Source organism: Luteimonas pelagia (genome assembly GCF_054776035.1).
Genome location: NZ_BAAHCG010000001.1, coordinates 1,066,839 through 1,084,359, shown reverse-complemented (window position 1 = coordinate 1,084,359; position 17,521 = coordinate 1,066,839). Strand labels below are relative to the sequence as shown.

At 73.4% G+C, this 17,521-nt stretch carries 17 protein-coding genes; 7 read left to right on the top strand and 10 right to left on the bottom strand.

What is annotated here, in order from left to right; translation table 11 throughout:
- Positions 1–23 precede the first annotated feature (23 nt).
- The 3 genes from ACYU7H_RS04970 to rpsU form a co-directional block, all read right to left on the bottom strand.
- Positions 24–953, bottom strand: a complete 930-nt coding sequence (locus ACYU7H_RS04970) for a YihY/virulence factor BrkB family protein (RefSeq protein WP_460812957.1) — start codon at positions 951–953, stop codon at positions 24–26.
- 19 nt (positions 954–972) lie between these two features.
- Positions 973–1,419 carry a GatB/YqeY domain-containing protein gene (locus ACYU7H_RS04965; protein ID WP_460812955.1) on the bottom strand — a complete coding sequence of 149 codons (447 nt, stop codon included), beginning with the start codon at positions 1,417–1,419 and terminating at the stop codon, positions 973–975.
- 188 nt (positions 1,420–1,607) lie between these two features.
- A complete protein-coding gene (gene rpsU, locus ACYU7H_RS04960) occupies positions 1,608–1,823 on the bottom strand; it encodes a 30S ribosomal protein S21 (RefSeq protein WP_460812954.1) in 216 nt (71 codons plus the stop codon).
- Positions 1,824–1,955: 132 nt separating this feature from the next.
- Here rpsU and tsaD point away from each other — a divergent pair, with 132 nt between their 5' ends.
- The 3 genes from tsaD (at position 1,956) to folK (ending at position 3,976) form a co-directional block, all read left to right on the top strand.
- A complete protein-coding gene (tsaD, locus tag ACYU7H_RS04955) occupies positions 1,956–2,999 on the top strand; it encodes a tRNA (adenosine(37)-N6)-threonylcarbamoyltransferase complex transferase subunit TsaD (RefSeq protein WP_460812952.1) in 1,044 nt (347 codons plus the stop codon).
- 105 nt (positions 3,000–3,104) lie between these two features.
- Positions 3,105–3,467, top strand: a complete 363-nt coding sequence (gene folB, locus ACYU7H_RS04950) for a dihydroneopterin aldolase (protein ID WP_460812951.1) — start codon at positions 3,105–3,107, stop codon at positions 3,465–3,467.
- A complete protein-coding gene (folK, locus tag ACYU7H_RS04945) occupies positions 3,467–3,976 on the top strand; it encodes a 2-amino-4-hydroxy-6-hydroxymethyldihydropteridine diphosphokinase (RefSeq protein ID WP_460812949.1) in 510 nt (169 codons plus the stop codon). Before folB ends, folK begins: the two co-directional genes overlap by 1 nt.
- A gap of 13 nt (positions 3,977–3,989) precedes the next feature.
- Here folK and ACYU7H_RS04940 read toward each other — a convergent pair whose 3' ends face one another.
- Positions 3,990–4,730 carry a pteridine reductase gene (locus tag ACYU7H_RS04940; RefSeq protein WP_460812948.1) on the bottom strand — a complete coding sequence of 247 codons (741 nt, stop codon included), beginning with the start codon at positions 4,728–4,730 and terminating at the stop codon, positions 3,990–3,992.
- Between the two features lie 74 nt (positions 4,731–4,804).
- Here ACYU7H_RS04940 and ACYU7H_RS04935 point away from each other — a divergent pair, with 74 nt between their 5' ends.
- Positions 4,805–5,983 (top strand): class I SAM-dependent methyltransferase, encoded by a 1,179-nt coding sequence (locus ACYU7H_RS04935; protein ID WP_460812946.1) that lies wholly within the window; start codon positions 4,805–4,807, stop codon positions 5,981–5,983.
- Positions 5,980–6,393: a VanZ family protein gene (locus ACYU7H_RS04930; protein ID WP_460812945.1), complete on the top strand. Its 414-nt coding sequence runs from the start codon at positions 5,980–5,982 to the stop codon at positions 6,391–6,393. The genes ACYU7H_RS04935 and ACYU7H_RS04930 overlap by 4 nt, the downstream gene beginning before the upstream one ends.
- A 196-nt stretch (positions 6,394–6,589) precedes the next feature.
- Here the strand turns inward: ACYU7H_RS04930 and ACYU7H_RS04925 are convergent, their stop codons facing one another.
- The 3 genes from ACYU7H_RS04925 to ACYU7H_RS04915 all read right to left on the bottom strand — a co-directional run bounded on the left by ACYU7H_RS04925 (position 6,590) and on the right by ACYU7H_RS04915 (position 10,917).
- The gene (locus ACYU7H_RS04925; protein ID WP_460812943.1) at positions 6,590–7,819 is read right to left on the bottom strand and encodes a multifunctional CCA addition/repair protein; all 1,230 of its coding nucleotides are present in this window, start codon (positions 7,817–7,819) and stop codon (positions 6,590–6,592) included.
- 181 nt (positions 7,820–8,000) lie between these two features.
- Entirely contained in the window at positions 8,001–8,918 is a 918-nt protein-coding gene (locus ACYU7H_RS04920) for a complex I NDUFA9 subunit family protein (RefSeq protein ID WP_460812942.1), read from the bottom strand.
- A gap of 22 nt (positions 8,919–8,940) precedes the next feature.
- Positions 8,941–10,917, bottom strand: a complete 1,977-nt coding sequence (locus ACYU7H_RS04915; protein ID WP_460812940.1) for a lytic transglycosylase domain-containing protein — start codon at positions 10,915–10,917, stop codon at positions 8,941–8,943.
- A gap of 190 nt (positions 10,918–11,107) precedes the next feature.
- Here ACYU7H_RS04915 and ACYU7H_RS04910 point away from each other — a divergent pair, with 190 nt between their 5' ends.
- Positions 11,108–13,996, top strand: coding sequence for a TonB-dependent receptor (locus ACYU7H_RS04910; protein WP_460812939.1), 2,889 nt, complete (start codon positions 11,108–11,110; stop codon positions 13,994–13,996).
- A gap of 84 nt (positions 13,997–14,080) precedes the next feature.
- On the opposite strand, the gene ACYU7H_RS04905 is transcribed toward ACYU7H_RS04910, so the two are convergent.
- The 3 genes from ACYU7H_RS04905 to ACYU7H_RS04895 all read right to left on the bottom strand — a co-directional run bounded on the left by ACYU7H_RS04905 (position 14,081) and on the right by ACYU7H_RS04895 (position 16,712).
- On the bottom strand, positions 14,081–14,884 hold the full coding sequence (locus ACYU7H_RS04905; protein ID WP_460812937.1) for an endonuclease/exonuclease/phosphatase family protein: 804 nt from the start codon (positions 14,882–14,884) through the stop codon (positions 14,081–14,083).
- A 38-nt stretch (positions 14,885–14,922) separates the two neighbouring features.
- The gene (locus tag ACYU7H_RS04900; RefSeq protein ID WP_460812936.1) at positions 14,923–15,732 is read right to left on the bottom strand and encodes a thiol:disulfide interchange protein DsbA/DsbL; all 810 of its coding nucleotides are present in this window, start codon (positions 15,730–15,732) and stop codon (positions 14,923–14,925) included.
- 194 nt (positions 15,733–15,926) lie between these two features.
- On the bottom strand, positions 15,927–16,712 hold the full coding sequence (locus ACYU7H_RS04895; protein ID WP_460812934.1) for a c-type cytochrome: 786 nt from the start codon (positions 16,710–16,712) through the stop codon (positions 15,927–15,929).
- Positions 16,713–16,842: 130 nt separating this feature from the next.
- Here ACYU7H_RS04895 and yihA point away from each other — a divergent pair, with 130 nt between their 5' ends.
- Complete coding sequence (gene yihA / locus ACYU7H_RS04890) at positions 16,843–17,499, top strand: ribosome biogenesis GTP-binding protein YihA/YsxC (RefSeq protein WP_460812933.1); 657 nt, start codon at positions 16,843–16,845, stop codon at positions 17,497–17,499.
- Positions 17,500–17,521 lie beyond the last annotated feature (22 nt).

Genomic DNA, 17,521 nt, shown 5'->3' with positions numbered 1-17,521 from the left:
CTAGGATGCCACGCGCCGGCGGCTCAGCCCGGCGCGGCCGCGGGGCTGCTGGCGGCGTCGCCGGCGTGGTTGCCCGAGGCGATCCGCCGCGCACGCGCGCGCTCGTCGATGATCGAGGTGATCAGCGCGCCGAGGAAGAACACCAGCGCGGCGAAGAACACCCACGCCAGCAGCACCACCAGCGCCCCCATCGAGCCGTACGCGCTGCCCGGCGCCGCGGTGGCCAGGTACACGCCGATGGCCCAGCGGCCGAGCACGAACAGCGCGGTGGTCACCAGGCCGCCGAGGACCGCCTGGCGCCAGTGCACGACCCGGTCGGGCAGGTAGCGGTACATCAGCGCGAACGTGCCCGCGTACAGGCAGGCGGAGGCCAGCGTGCCCAGCACCGGCAGCACGCTCGGCAGGCCGGCGAACACGATCTGCAGCAGCGTGCTGACCGTGGTCGCCACCAGCAGCAGGAAGCCCAGCGCCAGCACCACGCCGAACGACAGCAGCCGCTTGCGCAGCCAAGCCAGCGGCCCGCGCAGCCGGCGCGCGTCGGTGCGGAAGATCAGGTTGAGCGTGTCCTGCAGGCGGGCGAACACCGCGGTCGCGCCGACCAGCAGCAGGCCGGTGCTCCACCAGCCCGCGAGCGACGAGACCGATGGATCCCGGTTCGCATTGCGCAGCACCACGCGCACCACGCGCGCGGCATCGGCGCCGGCGAATGCCTGCACTTGGCCCAGCAGCGCCTCGCCGGCCGGTGCGTAGATCCAGGTGGTGGACCACAGCAGCAGCACCAGCAGCGGCGCCAGCGACAGCAGCGCGAAGAACGCGAGCGCCGCCGACTGGGCCAGCAGGTCGAGCTCGATGAAGCGCTTCGCGACTGCCGCCGGCAGGCTGCCGCGCAGCCGCGCCGCGCGGCGCTGGCGTTGTTCGAGGCGCCCGCGCGGGCCGCCGACGGTCGACCGCACCGTCACCGGGGCGGCCCGGTCAGCCCGCCAGCCGCTGCTTCACGCGGCGCGAGACCTCGCCCATGTCGGCCTGGCCGGCCAGGCGCGGCTTCAGCAGGCCCATCAGCTTGCCGATGTCGGCCGGGCCGGTCGCGCCCGTCTCGGCCACCGCCGCGTCGATGGCGGCGTCGATCTCCGCCGCGCCCAGCTTCGCCGGGAGGTAGCGCTCGATGACCACGATCTCCGCGCGCTCGACGTCGGCCAGGTCCTCGCGGCCCGCGGCCGCGTACTGCGAGACCGAGTCCTTGCGCTGCTTGACCATCTTCTCCATCACCGCGAGGACGGCGGCGTCGTCGAGCTCGACGCGCTCGTCGACCTCGCGCTGCTTGATCGCCGCGTTGACCAGCCGGATCACGCCCAAGGACGCCTTGTCGCCGGACTTCATCGCGGCCTTCATGTCGTCGGTCAGTCGGGTCTTGAGGCTCATGCGGGAACTCCGGCGGGGCGCGCGCGGGCGCGCGGTGGGACGGGAAGGGTAGCGGCCACGCGACCGCAAGGACATGGCCGCGAGATCAGGGCCGTTGGATCAGGGCCGCAAGAACACGAAAAGCCGGCACGAGGCCGGCTTCGGGTGCGACTGGGACGCGAGGCGGCCAGCGGCCGCCCCGGGCGCGCTCAGTACAGGCGCTGGCGCTTGGTGACGTCGCGCGACGAGCGGCGGGCCTGGCGCTTCACCGCCGCGGCGGCCTTGCGCTTGCGCTCCTGCGTCGGCTTCTCGTAGTACTCGCGCTTGCGGGTTTCGGCCAGCACGCCGGCCTTCTCGCACGTGCGCTTGAAGCGGCGCAGGGCAAACTCGAAGGGCTCGTTCTCGCGGACTTTGACGCTCGGCATACGGGATCTCGGTTCGGGTGTCGGCCCGGACGGACCGGGCGAGCCGCGTATGATAACGGTCCCTGGCGAGCCCGCGCAAGCAGGATCCTGACTTGCCGCTGGCCGGCCCGGCCCCCACGTCCCGGTGAGCCCATGCGCGTCCTCGGCATCGAAACCAGTTGCGACGAAACCGGCGTGGCGGTGTACGACACCCGCTTCCCCGGGATGGACGGCCTGCGCGCCCATGCCGTGTACAGCCAGGTGGACCTCCATGCCGAATACGGCGGGGTGGTGCCTGAACTGGCCAGCCGGGACCACGTCCGCAAGCTCCTGCCGCTGGTGCGCCAGACCCTGGCCGAGGCGGACCTCGCCGTCGGCGACCTGGACGGCGTGGCCTACACCGCCGGCCCCGGCCTGGTGGGCGCGCTGCTGGTGGGCGCCGGGGTGGCCCGGTCGCTGGCCTGGGCCCTCGGGCGGCCGGCCATCGGGGTCCACCACATGGAGGGCCACCTGCTGGCGCCACTCCTCGAGGACCCGGACCTGGCGCCGCCGTTCGTGGCCCTGCTGGTCTCGGGCGGGCATACCCAGCTGGTGCTCGTGGAGGCGATCGGCCGCTACCGGCTGCTCGGCGAGACCCTGGACGACGCCGCCGGCGAGGCCTTCGACAAGACCGCCAAGCTGATGGGCCTGCCGTACCCGGGCGGGCCGCGGCTGGCGGCGCTCGCGGAAACCGGGTCGCCGGGCCGGTTCCGCTTCCCGCGGCCGATGACCGACCGGCCGGGCCTCGATTTCTCCTTCAGCGGGCTGAAGACGCAGGTCCTGCTGGCATGGCGCGACAGCACGCAGGACGACGCCACCCGGGCGGACATCGCGCGGGACTTCGAGGACGCGGTGGTCGACACGCTGGCCATCAAGTGCACGCGCGCGCTGGACGCCACCGGTTGCGACACCCTCGTCGTCTCGGGCGGCGTGGGCGCCAACAAGCGCCTGCGCGAACGGCTCAAGGCGGCCGCGTCCCAGCGCGGCGGCCGCGCGGTGTTCCCGCCGCCGGCCCTGTGCACGGACAACGGCGCGATGATCGCGTTCGCCGGCGCGCTGCGGCTGGCGTCCGGCCAGCACGACGACGCCTCGGTGCGCGTGGTGCCGCGCTGGGACATGGCCACCCTCCCCGAGGTCGCCGCGATCCCCTCCCCGTAGGAGCGGGCCTGCGCCCGCGAAGATTTTCCGGCGCAACCGGGCATCCGCGGGATCGCGCCTGTAGAGGCGCTCCTACAATGAGCGACGGAAACGGGCGGAGGCGGCATGGACAAGGTGTTCATCGAGGGGCTCGAGGTCGAGGTGCTGATCGGCATCTACGACTGGGAGCGGCGCATCCGCCAGCCACTGGTGTTCGACGTCGAGATGGCGTTCGACAACCGCGTGCCCGCCGCCAGCGACGCGATCGGCGACACGCTCGACTACAAGGCCGTCAGCAAGCGCATCGCGGCGTACGCCGCCGCGTCGGACTTCGGTCTCGTGGAGACGCTGGCCGAACGCTGCGCGGCGATCGTGCTCGAGGAGTTCGGCGTGTCCGAAGTGCGGCTGCGGCTGGCCAAGCCGGGCGCGGTGCGCGGCGCGCGCAACGTCGGGGTCGAGATCGTGCGCCGCGCGCGCGGCGCGGCGTGATGGCGGCGCGCGCCGACGACCGCCACGTCGCCTGGCTGAGCCTGGGCAGCAACATCGAACCTGCCCGCCACCTGCGTGCGGCGGCGGACGCGCTGCGCGAACACTTCCCCGGCGCGCGGTTCTCGCCGGTGTACCGGACACTGGCCGTGGGGTTCGAGGGGCCGGCGTTCCTGAATGCCGCGGCCGTCATCGAGACCGGGCTCGACCCGTTCGAACTCGACGCCTGGCTGCATGCGCTCGAGGACGCGTCCGGGCGCGACCGCAGCGGCCCCCGCTATGGCGACCGGCCGCTGGACATCGACATCGTGTTCTTCGACGACCTCGTCCTCGACGGCCCGGGACACCTGCAGCTGCCGCGGCCGGAGCTGCACCATGCCTTCGTGCTCAAGCCACTGTGCGACCTGGCGCCGGGCCTGGTCGTGCCGGGCGACGGACGGTCGCTCGAGGCGCTGTGGTCCGCGCATCCGGAGCACGGCGACCCGCCGGCGACCGAGGACCTGGTGCTCTGAAGTCGCGGGTGGCTCAGTCCTGCAGCAGCCGCCCGCCGTCGAGCCGCAGCACCTGGCCGGTGACGTAGGTCGCGTCGCGCAGCAGCCAGCGGACGGCTTCGGCGACCTCCCCGGGCGTGCCGGTGCGGCCGAGCGGCGTGCGCGACAGGATCGCCTGCTTCGCCGCGTCCGGCTTGCCGCCGTCGGGCCACAGGATCGCGCCGGGCGCCACGGCGTTCACGCGCACGCGCGGCGCGAGCTCCAGCGCCAGGGCGCGCGTCATGTGCACCAGCGCGGCCTTGCTCATGCCGTAGATCGCGTGGTCGCGCAGGGGACGCGCGGCATGCACGTCGACGAGGTTCACGATCGCCCCGCCCGCGGCGGACAGGTGCGGTGCCGCCGCCTGCGCGAGGAAGAACGGCGCGCGCGCGTTCGCGGCGAACAGCGCGTCCCAGTCGCCGGGCGTTGCCTGGCCGACCGGCGTCGGGAAGAAGGCCGAGGCGTTGTTGACCAGCCCGTCGAGCCGGCCGAACGCACCGACCGCGCCGGAGACGAGTTCGGGGAGGCGGTCGAACGCGGCCAGGTCCGCCTGCAGGACGCGCACGCTGCCCGGGCGGGCCGCGTCGAGTTCGTCTCGCAGGCGATCCATGTCATCGCCGGACGACCGGTAGTGCAGGACCAGGTCGCAACCCGCGGCATGCAGGGTGCGCGCGATCGCCGCGCCGAGGCGGCGGGCGGCACCGGTGACGAGCACGGCGGGGCGTTCGGAGGCCATGGCGGCATCGTCGCATGGCCGCCCGTCCATCGCACCGCGCGTATCCTTGGGTGCCCCGCGCATTCCCCGCCACGATGCCCGACCCCGCCGTCGACACCGACGCGCTCGCCCACAGCGAGCGGCTGCGCCAGCTGATCGCCGGCGAGATCGCGGCACGCGGGCCGATCCCGTTCTCGCGCTTCATGGAGCTGGCGCTGTACGCGCCGGGCCTGGGCTACTACAGCGCCGGCGCGACCAAGTTCGGCGCGGCCGGCGACTTCGTGACCGCGCCCGAGCTCGGCCCGCTGTTCGCTGCGTGCGTGGCCGATTCGCTCGCACCGGTGTTGTGGTCGATCGGGCCGGAGGCGCAGTGGCTGGAGCTCGGAGGCGGCAGCGGCGCGTTCGCCGAGGTGGCGCTGAAGAAGTTCATGTCCGCCGACGCGTTGCCCGCGCGCTACGCCATCCTCGAGCCCAGCGCGGACCTGCGCGAGCGCCAGCGCGAGCGCCTGTCCCGGCGGCTGGTGCCGCCGCTGTTCGACCTGGTCGAGTGGCTGGACGGGCCAATCCAGGATCCGTGGGACGGCGTGCTGTTCGCGAACGAAGTCATCGATGCGCTGCCGACCCCGCGCTTCACGATCCGCGACGGCGAGGTCTTCGAGGAGCACGTGGCGCTCGACGGCGACGGCGGCTTCACCCGCCAGGACCGGCCCGCGGACGCCCTGCTGGCGGCCGCGGTGCGCCACGTGGAGCGCCAGGTCGAGGCGCCGTTCGCCGAGGGCTATCGCTCCGAGCTGCTGCCGCAGCTGCCGTACTGGTTGCAGGCGGTGGCCGGCGGCCTGCGACGCGGCGCGATGCTGTTCGTCGACTACGGCCACCCGCGGCGCGAGTACTACCTGCCGCAGCGCGACGACGGTACGCTGCGTGCGTTCCACCGGCACGCGCTGGCCGGCGATGTCCTTGCGCGCCCGGGATTGCAGGACATCACCGCGTCGGTCGACTTCACCGCCTTGGCCGAGGCGGGCACGGGCGCGGGCTTCGACCTGGCCGGCTACACGACCCAGGCCGCGTTCCTGGTCGGCAACGGCCTGGAGCGCAACCTGGCCGAGGCCGAGGCGCGCGCGCCCGACGAGGCCGCGCGGCTGGCGCTGCGGCAGGAGGCCAAGCAGCTCACCCTCCCCGGCGCGATGGGCGAGCGGTTCCAGGCGATGGGCTTCGAGCGCGACGTGGCGTTCGAGGCGGCGTTCCTCGCCGGCGACCTGAGCTGGCGGCTGTGAGTCCGCGGCTGCCCGCGCAGTCGGCGCTCCGGCCCTTCCGCCATCCCGCGCCGTGGCTCGGTGCGTGGTGGCTGCTGGTCGCGGTCGTGGTGGCGCTGTCGCTCGTCTCGCCGCCCGACCTGCCCAGCACGCCCGCTGGCAGCGACAAGCTCGGCCACCTGCTGGCCTATGCCGTGCTGATGGCCGGCGCGGTGCAGCTGTTCGCCCGCCGGCGCCACCACTGGCGCGCCGCGGGGGGCCTGGTGGCGCTGGGCGTGTTGCTGGAGGTGCTGCAGGGCGGCCTCACCGCCGACCGCATGCAGGATCCGTGGGACGCGGTCGCCAACACGGTGGGCGTGCTGGCGGGCTGGCTCACGGTCGCCACGCCGCTGCGCGACTGGCTGTCGCGCGTCGATTCGCGGCGGCGTTGAGGCCGCGCCGGGATCGCGCGCGTAGGCGCGCTCCTACAACCGCAACCCGTCTACCCCTGTAGGAGCGGGCCTACGCCCGCGAACGGCTTCCCCCGCGAACCCGACCCGCGTGTCACACCTGTAGGAGCGGGGCTTGCACCGCGATGGCTTTCCCCGCGAACCAGACGGCGCGGGCATCGCGGCCCGGGGTGCGTGCCTACAGGGGATCGCTTCGCGCGCGGCCGATGGCTTCGACGCGCGCTTTCGCCAGGGCTTCGCCGATCGCGGGGCCGGCCATGCCCTCCTCGCGGACATCGGCGGCCCGCACCGCACATGCGGCCTCGAACAGCCGCACCAGTTCCGCGGCCTGCGGGTAGGCCACGTCCTGCAGTCCGGCGCGGCCGCGCTTGTCGGCTTCGCAGACGGTGGCGAGCAGGGGCACGCGTTCCGGCCGCCGGAACGCATCGCAGCGCTCGAGCAGCTTGAGCACGGTGCGGTCCTTGAGCTCGAACAGCCGGTGCACGTTGAGGTGCTCGCGGCAGGCGACGATGGCCAGCTCGCGATGCGCGCCCGGGACCTTGAGCCGTTCGCACACGGCGCGCACCGGCGCGACGCCCGCGTGTTCGTGGCCGATGTGCTTCGGCAGCACGTCGGCCGGCGTCTCCGCCTTGCCGAGGTCATGCACCAGCGCGGCGAAGCCGACCACGTCGTCCCCCGGCGCGAGCCGCGCGGCCATGTCGCACACCAGCTCGACATGCACGCCGGTGTCCACCTCCGGGTGGTACTCGGCGCGCTGCGGCACGCCGTACAGGGCGTCGACCTCGGGCAGCACGACCGCCAGCGCGCCGCAGTCGCGCAGCGTGCGCAGGAAGGCCGACGGCCGTGGCGCGGCGAGCGCGCGCGACAGTTCCTGCCACACCCGCTCGGGCACCAGTTCCGCGAGTTCGCCGTCGTCGACCATCCGGCGCATCAGCGCCTGCGTGCCGGGATGCACCGTGAAGCCGAGCGGTGCGAAGCGCGCCATGAACCGCGCGGCCCGCAGCACGCGCAGCGGATCCTCGGCGAACGCCGGCCCGACGTGGCGCAGCACGCGGGCCTCGATGTCGCGCGCGCCGCCATGGGGATCCACCCGCGTGCCGTCCGCGCGTTCGGCGATCGCGTTGATTGTGAAGTCGCGCCGGGCGAGGTCGTCCTCGAGGGTCACGGACGGATGCGCGTCGACCACGAAGCCGCGGTGCCCACGTCCGGACTTGCGTTCGGTCCGGGCGAGCGCGTACTCCTCGCCCGTGTCCGGGTGCAGGAACACGGGGAAGTCGCGGCCGACGGCACGGAATCCGCGGGCCGCCATCGCCGCCGGGGTCTCGCCGACCACGACCCAGTCGCGGTCGCCCGGCGGCAGGCCGAGCAACCGGTCCCGGACCGCGCCACCGACGAGATAGGTCTCCATCCCGCGCCGCCGTCAGCGCAGCACGTGCCGCGAGCGCAGCCCGAGCAGCGCGAAGTCCCCGCGCACGCGCATGACCGGCATGTCCGGGGCATTGCCCATCAGGGCGTCCAACAGGCCCATCGTGCATCTCCTTGCATGGCTTGGCACGCAGCTTATCGGCGCGCGCGCCGGCGTGCCGTGCTCAGCATTGCCCGAGGATGTCCCCCACCATCGGGCGCACGGCGGTCGGCGTGATCCCGAGCGCGCGCAGCCCGTCGGCGTCGCTGGTCGAGTCGAACTGGAGCGATCGCCAGTTGTCGCGGCTGATCGGCTTGCCGGGCAGGTGCTCGCCCAGTTCGGCCTGCAGCCGGCCCAGCACCCGTGGCAGCGGCAGCACGCGGCGCCGGCGCCCGGCGGCGCGGGCCGCCAGCTCGACGATCTCGCGCAGCGTCATGCGCTCCGGGCCGACGAGGTCGTAGGCCTGGCCGATGGTGTCGTCGCGGTCGAGGGCGACCGCGAACGCCTCGGCCACGTCATCCACCCACACCGGCTGGAAGCAGGCGTCCGCGCGGCCGATCGGCAGCACGGGCGCGAAGCGCAGCAGGTCGTCGAAACGGCAGAACAGGCCGTCGCCGGCGCCGGCGATCACCGAGGGCCGGAACAGCGTCCAGTCCAGCCCGGATTCGCACACGAGCGACTCCGCGCGGCCGCGCGCCTGCAGGTAGTGGCTGTCGCCGCGGCCGGCGTTGAGCGCGCTCATCTGCAGCAGCCGACGCACGCCGGCGTCCCGCATCGCGTCCATGATCCGCCGGGCGAAGTCGACGAACACGCGCTCGAAGCCGCGCCCGTCGTCACCGTGCTCGTTGAGGATGCCGACGAGGTTCACGACGGCGTCGGCGCCCCGGACGGCCGCGCGCAGGAATCCCGGGTCCTCGACGTCCCCGCGGCGCAGTTCCGCGCCCGTCGGCAGCCCCGGGCGGCCGCGCGGACGGACGTCGCGGCGGCTCGGCACGACCACGCGCGCGCCGTCCTCGAGCAGGCGCGCGGCGAGGTTCCGGCCGACGAAACCCGTCCCGCCGAACACCACCACGTGCCTGGGGCCCATCGCGCGCGCGTTCATCCGCCCGATCCTACGCCCGATCCTACGCCGGGCAGGCGAAGCCCTTGCGAGGGCCGTCGAAGCGGCCGGCCAGCCGGTCGCTCAGCCGCAGCGCGTCGCCGCCCAGGCGCCAGTCGTAGAGCACGCTGAAGGCCAGCACGCGGGGCACGTAGTCGCGGGTCTCGTGGTAGTTGATCGTCTCGATCCACACGTCCGGCTCCGCCCAGGGGCGCTCGGACTTCCAGCGGGCCACCGGCGTCGGGCCGGCGTTGTACGCGGCGATCGCCTGGTAGGGCGGGCCGTGCGCGTCGAGCATCTGGCGCAGGTAGGCCGTGCCGAGCACGATGTTGACCTCCGGCCGGTACAGCGACTCGCCACCGCCCCAGGGTTCGCCGATCCGGCGCGCGACCGCGGCGCCGGTCGAGGGCAGGACCTGCATCAGGCCACGTGCGTCGGCGGGCGAGCGCGCGGCGGGGTTGAAGATGCTCTCGGCGCGGATCTCCGCCGCCACGAAGGCTGGGTCCAGCCGGTTGCGGCGGGCCTCGCGCCGGATCAGCGTCTCGTGGTGCAGGGGGAAGCGCAGCGTGTACAGCCGCAGCTCCGCCGGGTCTTCCTTGCCCAGGGAGAACACCGCCCGGTCGTACCAGCCGTGCTCCTGCGCGAGCGCGACCGCCAGCTGGCGCTGGCCGGCGTCGAAGCGCGACAGCGCGTCGTTCCACTCGCGCACCGCCCAGGACGCGCGGTCGATCCTGTACAGCGACAGCGCCCGCTGCAGCGCCGGGACCGCCGCGACCCGCGCGCGCAGCGCGGGGTCCTTCGGCGGCTCGATCGGGCACAGGGCATACGGGGCGTCGATCCGGTCCGCCGCGAGGAAGCCGTGGAACTCGGGCCGCCGCGCCGCCTCGGCGTACTTCGCTCGCGCGGTGGCGGCATCGCCGGTGAGTTCGGCCAGCCGCCCTTCGAAGTACTGGTACTTGGAATCCCCGCGCTGCGCCGGCGCCATCGCGCGGATCGCCGCCAGGGCGCCGGCCCAGTCGCGGCGCGACAACGCTTCGCGGACCTGCCATTCGCGCAGCCGCGCATCGAATGCCGACGCCGGCACCTGCGCGAACCGGCGCGCCGCCGTGGGCAGGTTGTTGGCGGCGGACCACAGCGCGACGGGATGCAGCACGCGTCCGCGCTCGGCCTCGCCGAACCCCAGCGCGGCGGCGAGCGAGGCCAGCAGCGCTTCCGCTCGGTCGGGATCCTTCTCCGCGAGACGGGCCAGGCCATGCGAGGCCACCAGCCGGCTCCGTGCATCCTTGGGCCAGGAGGCGGCGCGCGGATGGACGGCGTCGATGAAGGCGGCGTAGTCCTCCGCCAAGGTCCGTTCGTTCGCGGGCAGGCCGCGCGCGGCGGCGCGCATCACGCCTGCCTGCCCTTCCGCGGCGGCGCGCTCCAGGCGCTGCCAGCGCAGCGCGGGCGTCAGGGCGCCCCGCGCGTCCAGCGTCGCGAACACCGGGTCGCAGGCGGCCGGCAGCGACGTGCCGGCGTCGGCCCACAGCGCGCGCGCCGCCTGCACCCAGGCGGCATCCGCCTGCCCGGCGACGTCGCGAGCATGCAGCGCATGGCAGCGCAGGGCGGTGTCCTCGATGGCGTCGTTCCACGCGGCGAGATAGGCGGACCAGTCCTTGCGGTCGGCCAGTTCGGCCAGCCAGCGCGCACGGAAGGTGGCGGCGACCGCCTGGTCGCGGTGGCGGGCGAGGAACGCGTTCGCGCGCGACGGCGAAAGGGCATCCATGTCGCGGACGAGGTCGGCGTACTCCACCCAGCCCCATGCCGGATGACCGGCCAGGGCGGCGCGGGTGGACGCGTCGAGGCGCCCGCGCTCGGCATCGGCGATCGCGGCCCGGAGGCGGGCGTCGTCCGCCGGGGTCGCGGCGAGCAGCGGCGCGCACGGCAGGGCGGCGCACAGCAGGCGCAGGACATGCACGAACCGGCGCCGGGGGCGGCACCGTGCGGTGGGGGTGGGCACGGGCATGGTGGGGGGGAGGGGAGGGGGCTCCCGACTATAGGCGAGGCACCCCGGGGGGTCGTTCGCGCCGCCTCGACGGACGGACGGCGCTTGCCGTGCGGTTACGGTTTTGTTAACAAGCACGTGAGGCGACAGGGGCAGGGGGTGTCGCCGCGAGGAGCCCGGCTCCGCCTTCGGATTTTCAGGGAGAGAAGTGATGTCCGCCAATCGCCGTACACGGCTGTCCACGGCCGTGCAGTTCTCGTTGCTCGTCGCCGCCCTTCCCGTCGCCGCGCTCGCGCAGGACGAAGCGGCGGAGACGCCGTCGCAGGAAGCCACCACCCTCGACCGCGTGCAGGTCACCGGTTCGCGCATCAAGAAGGCGGAAGTGGAGGGGCTCGTGCCCGTCCAGACCGTCACCCGCGAGGACATCGACCGGACCGGCCTGACCTCGATCGGCGACGTGGTCCAGGCGCTGACCGCCTCCGGCTCCGCGCTCAACACGAAGTTCAACTCGTCGGGCAACTTCGGCTTCCCGCCCGACGGCAGCGGCGTGGGCGCGGGCTCCGCGCAGGTCGACCTGCGCCACCTCGGCGCCAAGCGGGTGCTGGTGCTGGTCGACGGCGTGCGCTGGGTGAACGAGGCCTCCGCCTCCGGCGTGGGCGCGGCGACCGACCTCAACACCATCCCGCTGGCCATCGTCGACCGCATCGAGGTCCTCGAGGACGGCGCCTCCGCGCTGTACGGTTCGGATGCGATCGCGGGCGTGGTGAACATCATCACCCGCCGCGACTTCGAGGGCGGGGCGATCACCGCGCAGTACGGCCAGTACGAGGAAGGCGACGGCGCGACCGGCAAGGTCGACGTGGCCTGGGGCTGGAACGGCGATCGCAGCAACCTGTTCCTGGGCGCGAGCTGGACGGACCAGGACGTCGTCTACTCGCGCGACCGCGTGCAGTCGTCGTTCCCGGTCCCGGGGACCGGCACGACGTTCGGCAGCTCGGGCACGCCGACGGGCCGCTTCATCTTCACCGACCCGCTGACCGGCGTGACGTACGACGTCACCCCGAACACGGGCGCCAACGACCCGAACTTCGATCGCACCGACTTCGACTGCGCGCGCACGGACGACTACCACTGCTTCTCGACGCCGGCCGACCGCTTCAACTTCTCGCAGTTCAACCTGCTGGTGACGCCGTCCGAGCGCGCCGGGCTGTTCGGCCAGTTCCGCTTCGACCTGTCGCCGGCGGCCAGCTGGTACGTCAAGGCGCTGTACAACCGCCGCGAATCGACCAACCAGGCCGCCCCCGAGCCGATCTTCCTGGGTCCGGAAGCCGGCACCGGCAACCCCCTCGCGGACAACATCTTCATTTCCGCGCTGAACCCGTACAACCCGTTCGGGTTCGACCTCGACTCGTCGAGCAACCTGATCCTGATCGGTCGCCGCCCGGTCGAGGGCGGGCCGCGCGTCTTCGAGCAGGAGGTCGACACCTGGTACGTCGGCACCGGTTTCGAGGGCACCTTCTCGACCGGCCAGCGCGACTGGTTCTGGGACGTCAACTTCGCGCACAGCGAGAACGAGGCCGACCAGACCAACTACGGCAGCTACAACATCCGCAACATCGCGCTCGCGCTCGGCGACCCGGCCGCCTGCGCGGCGGTGGCCGGCTGCGTGCCGCTGAACATCTTCGGCGGCCCGGGCACGATCACGCCCGAGATGCTGGCCTGGATCCAGCCGGTGGTGCGCGACCGCAGCGACAACACGCTGACCCAGTTCACCGCGAACATCTCCGGCGACATCCTCGACCTGCCGGCCGGCCCGCTGGGCTTCGCCGCCGGTGCCGAGCACCGCCGCTACGAGGGCAGCTACCAGCCCGACCCGATCGTCGTCGCCGGCTTCTACAACGGCGTGCCCTCGCTGCCGACCGCGGGCGAGTACGACGTGACCGAGGTCTACACCGAGTTCAACGTGCCCCTGGTGGCGGACTCGAGCTGGGCCAAGAACCTCGACCTGAGCCTCGCCGGTCGCTATTCGGACTACTCGACCTTCGGCGGCGAGTTCACCGGCAAGATCGGCCTGCGCTGGCAGGTGGTCGACGAACTGATGTTCCGCACGACGTTCGCGGAGGGCTTCCGCGCGCCGTCGATCGGCGAACTGTTCGGATCGGCCAGCCGCTTCGACGCGCAGCTCGACGACCCCTGCACGGAGCCGTTCCTCGATCCGTCGCTCGAATCGAACTGCCGTGCGCTGGGCGTGCCCGCCGGCTACCAGCAGCCCAACCCGCAGATCTCCGTGACCACGGGCGGCAACGCGGACCTCGAGCCCGAGCGCGCCGACAGCTTCAGCGCCGGGATGGTCTGGAGCCCGAGCATCCTCGAGAACAGCGCGGCCGCCGAGCGGGTGGACCTGGAGATCACCTTCTACCGCCACGAGATCGAGGGCGCGATCCAGGCGATCGACGCGCAGACCCAGCTCGACCTGTGCGTGGAGACGCTCGACCCGCTGTACTGCAACGGCATCACCCGCGCGTCCACGGGCGGCATCAACGGTTTCAACAACCGCCTGACCAACCTCGGCGTGATCCGGACCGACGGCTGGGACGTGGACCTGTTCTGGGTGTTCCCGGACAGCGACCTGGGCAAGTTCAAGGCGACCTGGCGCAACTCGTTCGTCGGCGACTACGAGGCGTTCGGCGCGGCCGGGCAGCGTCAGCCGCAGCGTCCGGGCGTGGAGGTGGTGGACAGCGCGATCCCGGAGTGGACGTCCACGTTCGTCGCGGACTGGGCGCTGGGCAACTGGAAGGCGGCGTGGACCGTCCGGCACATCTCGGAACTGCGCGAGGATTGCGGCCGGGCGGTCAGCTTCCCGGTCTGCAGCAACCCCGCCGAGAGCGAGAACGTGCTGCCGGCGACGACCTACAACGACCTGCAGCTCGGCTACCGTTTCCCGGTGCTCCAGGGCCTGGAGCTGACGGCCGGCGTCAACAACCTGTTCGACGAGGATCCGCCGATCTGCCTGTCGTGCTCGTTGAACGGTTACGACGCCTCGACCTACGACATCCCGGGCGGGCGCTTCTGGTACCTGCGCGCGGACCTGCGGTTCTGATCCGCGTCGAAGCGTGACCACGACGGCCGGCGGGGCGACCCGCCGGCCGTTTTCGTTTCCGGGGCAGGTGTCCGCGCGCGGCGCTCAGGTGCGCAGCGCGGACTCCGGGACGTCGAGTTCGATCGAGAGCGCGAGGTGGTCCGATGCCGCCGCGGGTAATGCGCGGTGGCCCGTGCAGCCACCCAGGCCCGGGGTCACCAGGATGTGGTCGATCGCGCGCTGCGGCGCCCACGCGGGGAACGTCGGCACCACGCAGTCCGGCGGCTGCAGGCGCGTGCGGCGGTAGAGCAGCTGCATCTCGGCGCTGTCGGGCAGGCAGTTGAAGTCCCCCATCAGCACGGCGTTGCCGTGGTCCGAGAGCAGCTCGGCGATGAAGGACAGCTGCGAGAGGCGCGACTGCGCGCCGAGCGACAGGTGCGCGACGGCGACCAGCAGCCCCTCGTCGCCCTCGCCGAAGCGGGCGGTGAGGATGCCGCGACCGCGCACGCGGCCGGGCAGGGCGTGGTCGTCGACCTCCACCGGCTCCAGCCGCGACAGCAGGCCGTTGGCGCTCGAGGCCACGCCGCCCACGCGTCGGTTCGGCTGGTGGCTCCAGTAGTCGAAGCCGCCACGCTCGGCGAGGTAGTGGGTCTGGTTGGTGAAGCCCGAGCGCAGGCTGCCCGGGTCGCTCTCCTGAAGGCCGACGATGTCGTGCCCGCCCGCGAGCGTGGCGATCGCGTCGAGCGCCGCCCGCTTGTTGCCGGCGGGCAGCACGTGCGACCAGCTGCGGGTCGCGTAGTCGCTGTAGCGGCGGGTGCTGGACCCGGCCTGGATGTTCGCGCTCAGCAGGCGCAGCCGGCGGGTTTCGATCCGGGGCTGTTCCACTGCGGTGTCCGTGCGCGTATCCATCAAGCGATCGCCGCCGGCGCGTGGCCGGCGGCCGGGCGTCACTCCGCGGCCGGCGCCTCGCCGCCGCGGGCCACGCGCTCCATCGCCACCAGCTGATTGGTGATGCGCAGGGTGTCCTCCAGCGACCGGCCGGTGACCTTGTAGGTGCCGTTGACCACCATCGTCGGCGTGCCGTCCACGCCGGAGCGCTGCAGGAACTGGCGCGCGCGGTTGAGCTTGCCGTTGGTGCCGAAGCTGTCCATGGTCGCGGCGAAGCGTGCCGCGTCCACGCCGTACTGGGCGTACCACTGCGCGATCTGCGCGCTGTCGGCGCCCTGGATCGGCAGGCTGCGCTCGACGTGCAGCGCGCGGAACATCGCGTCATGGCTGCGGTCGAGCACGCCCTCGGCCTCGGCGGCGTAGTACGCCTTGGCGTAGGGGATCCAGTAGCCGCCGAACGGGGCCGGCACGTAGGTGAAGCGGACGTCGGCCGGCAGCTGCGCCTTCCACGCGTTCACCAGCGGCTGGAAGTTCGCGCAGTGCGGGCAGGTGTAGCCGAAGGCCTCGACCACCTCGACCTTGCCGTCCAGCGGCTCGAAGGGCTGGCCGTTGTCGATGCGCACGTAGTCGGTGCCCTCGACCGGGGCCGGGCCCGACAGCGCGGCGGCCATCGCCGCTTCGGCGGCCGCGGCCGCGGCCGCGGTGTCGACGCCGGCATCCGCCTGCGCGGCCGCCTGGGTGGCGCCCTGCGCGGTGCTGGCCGCGGCGCCGGCCGACGCGGGCTCGACCGGCGGCGCCGGTGCATCCTCCGCGGTGCAGGCCGCGATCGGCAGCAGGAGGGTCAGCAGCAGGGCCAGGGGCTGGCGCATCGTCGGGTCTCCGGGAAGGTCGAGAGGGTGAAGGGGGGGGCGCCTCCGGGGCGCGGGCCGACAAGTCTAGCGGGCCGGCCGGAAGCCGCCGTGGACGATGCCTGAAACGCAGACGCCGACCCTGGGGTCGGCGTCCGGGGCGTCCGTCCGGGGTCTTCAGACCGCGGCGGGGCGCGCAGGTTCCGTGGCGCGCGTCAGCCGCCGTTCGCGGACAGGTCGGAGGCGCGCGGATGCAGGCCCTCGAGGTAGCTGGCGAGCGCCTGGATTTCCTCGTCGGTCAGGTCGGCGGCGACCTGCGACATCACCTCGTTGGCATGGTCGCCGCTGCCGAGCACCAGCCCGTCGCGGTACGCCTGCAGCATGCGCGCGGTGTAGTCCGCATGCTGGCCCGTCAGTTGCGGGTAGGCCGGGCCCGGATTGCCGCGCCCGGCCGGGCCGTGGCACGCCATGCAGGCCGGGATGCCGCGCGCCGCGTCGCCGCGGCGGAAGAGCTGCTCGCCCACCTGGTAGAACGCCATGCCGGCATAGGGGCCGGTGGTCAGGGCGGTGTCGTCGGCGACGCCGGCGCCCGGCGTCTGGCCGGCGAAGTAGGCACCCACGTCGCGCATGTCCTGGGCCGTCAGCGGCATCGCGTAGGGCTGCATCAGCGCGGCCATCGCGGTGGCGCGCTCGCCGCTCTTGAACAGCGCCAGCTGGCGGGCGATGTAGTTCTCGCTCTGTCCGGCGATGCGCGGGTACTGCGGGTCGGCGGGGTTGCCGTCCACGCCGTGGCACGCCGCGCACGCGGCCGCCTTGGCCGCGCCGGCCTCGGCGTCGCCCGGCTGCGTGGACGACAGGTCGGCCATCGCGGTCGCCTCGATGGGCGCGGTCTGGACCGGCGCCTCCTCCGGCAGCGGGGTGACGGTGGTCTGGGCGAACGCGGCCGCGGCCGCCGCGAGGGCGGCGGCGCCGGCAAGGCCGTAAACGCGGACGTGGCGCATGCAGTCTGGCTCCGGGGAATGCGGGCCCCCGCGCGGCGCGCGCGGGCCAAGACCGGAAATTATCGTCGCGGCCGGCAGGCCCGGTCAAACCGCGTCCGGCCGGGCGCGGTGGCCGTGCGATGCTATGCCGATGACCAGTCCCCCCAGCCCCCGGGCCAATCCGCTGGCCCGCGCACGCTACCTGTGCGCCGCGCACACGCCCGCCCAGCTGCCGCCGGACGGGGGCGCGGAGGTCGCCTTCGCCGGCCGGTCCAACGCCGGCAAGTCCAGCGCGCTGAATGCGCTCACCGCCCAGAACGCCCTCGCGCGCGTGTCCAAGACACCGGGCCGGACGCAGCAACTGGTGTTCTTCGACGTCACTCCCGGTTCGGAAGGTGCCGCGGGCGCGCCGGCCAACGAGGCGCGCTACCTGGTCGACCTGCCCGGGTACGGCTACGCCAAGGTGCCGCGCGACCTGCAGGCGCACTGGGAGGCCTTCCTCGATGGCTACTTCGGCAGCCGCCACGCGCTGCGCGGCCTGGTGGTGGTGATGGACATCCGCCATCCGCTGAAGGACTACGACCGGCAGATGCTCGGCTACGCGGTCCAGCGCGGCCTGCCCGCGCACGCCCTGCTGACCAAGGCCGACAAGCTGGGCCGGGGCGCCGCCGGCAACACCGTGCTCGCGGTGCGGCGCGACCTGGCCAAGGCCTTCGGCGACAGCGTCACCGTGCAGGCGTTCTCGGGCGAGTCGAAGCAGGGCGTCGACGAGGCGCGCGCGGTCGTCGGCGGCTGGCTGGACCTCTAGCCGGCTTCGCCCATCGCGCCTG

Bases quoted from the DNA above. Each gene is read 5' to 3' on its own strand.
- ACYU7H_RS04965 (WP_460812955.1), bottom strand. From the start codon at position 1,419: ATGAGCCTCAAGACCCGACTGACCGACGACATGAAGGCCGCGATGAAG.
- rpsU (WP_460812954.1), bottom strand. From the start codon at position 1,823: ATGCCGAGCGTCAAAGTCCGCGAGAACGAGCCCTTCGAGTTTGCCCTG.
- tsaD (WP_460812952.1), top strand. From the start codon at position 1,956: ATGCGCGTCCTCGGCATCGAAACCAGTTGCGACGAAACCGGCGTGGCG.
- folB (WP_460812951.1), top strand. From the start codon at position 3,105: ATGGACAAGGTGTTCATCGAGGGGCTCGAGGTCGAGGTGCTGATCGGC.
- folK (WP_460812949.1), top strand. From the start codon at position 3,467: ATGGCGGCGCGCGCCGACGACCGCCACGTCGCCTGGCTGAGCCTGGGC.
- ACYU7H_RS04940 (WP_460812948.1), bottom strand. From the start codon at position 4,730: ATGGCCTCCGAACGCCCCGCCGTGCTCGTCACCGGTGCCGCCCGCCGC.
- ACYU7H_RS04935 (WP_460812946.1), top strand. From the start codon at position 4,805: ATGCCCGACCCCGCCGTCGACACCGACGCGCTCGCCCACAGCGAGCGG.
- ACYU7H_RS04925 (WP_460812943.1), bottom strand. From the start codon at position 7,819: ATGGAGACCTATCTCGTCGGTGGCGCGGTCCGGGACCGGTTGCTCGGC.
- ACYU7H_RS04920 (WP_460812942.1), bottom strand. From the start codon at position 8,918: ATGAACGCGCGCGCGATGGGCCCCAGGCACGTGGTGGTGTTCGGCGGG.
- ACYU7H_RS04915 (WP_460812940.1), bottom strand. From the start codon at position 10,917: ATGCCCGTGCCCACCCCCACCGCACGGTGCCGCCCCCGGCGCCGGTTC.
- ACYU7H_RS04910 (WP_460812939.1), top strand. From the start codon at position 11,108: ATGTCCGCCAATCGCCGTACACGGCTGTCCACGGCCGTGCAGTTCTCG.
- ACYU7H_RS04905 (WP_460812937.1), bottom strand. From the start codon at position 14,884: ATGGATACGCGCACGGACACCGCAGTGGAACAGCCCCGGATCGAAACC.
- ACYU7H_RS04900 (WP_460812936.1), bottom strand. From the start codon at position 15,732: ATGCGCCAGCCCCTGGCCCTGCTGCTGACCCTCCTGCTGCCGATCGCG.
- ACYU7H_RS04895 (WP_460812934.1), bottom strand. From the start codon at position 16,712: ATGCGCCACGTCCGCGTTTACGGCCTTGCCGGCGCCGCCGCCCTCGCG.
- yihA (WP_460812933.1), top strand. From the start codon at position 16,843: ATGACCAGTCCCCCCAGCCCCCGGGCCAATCCGCTGGCCCGCGCACGC.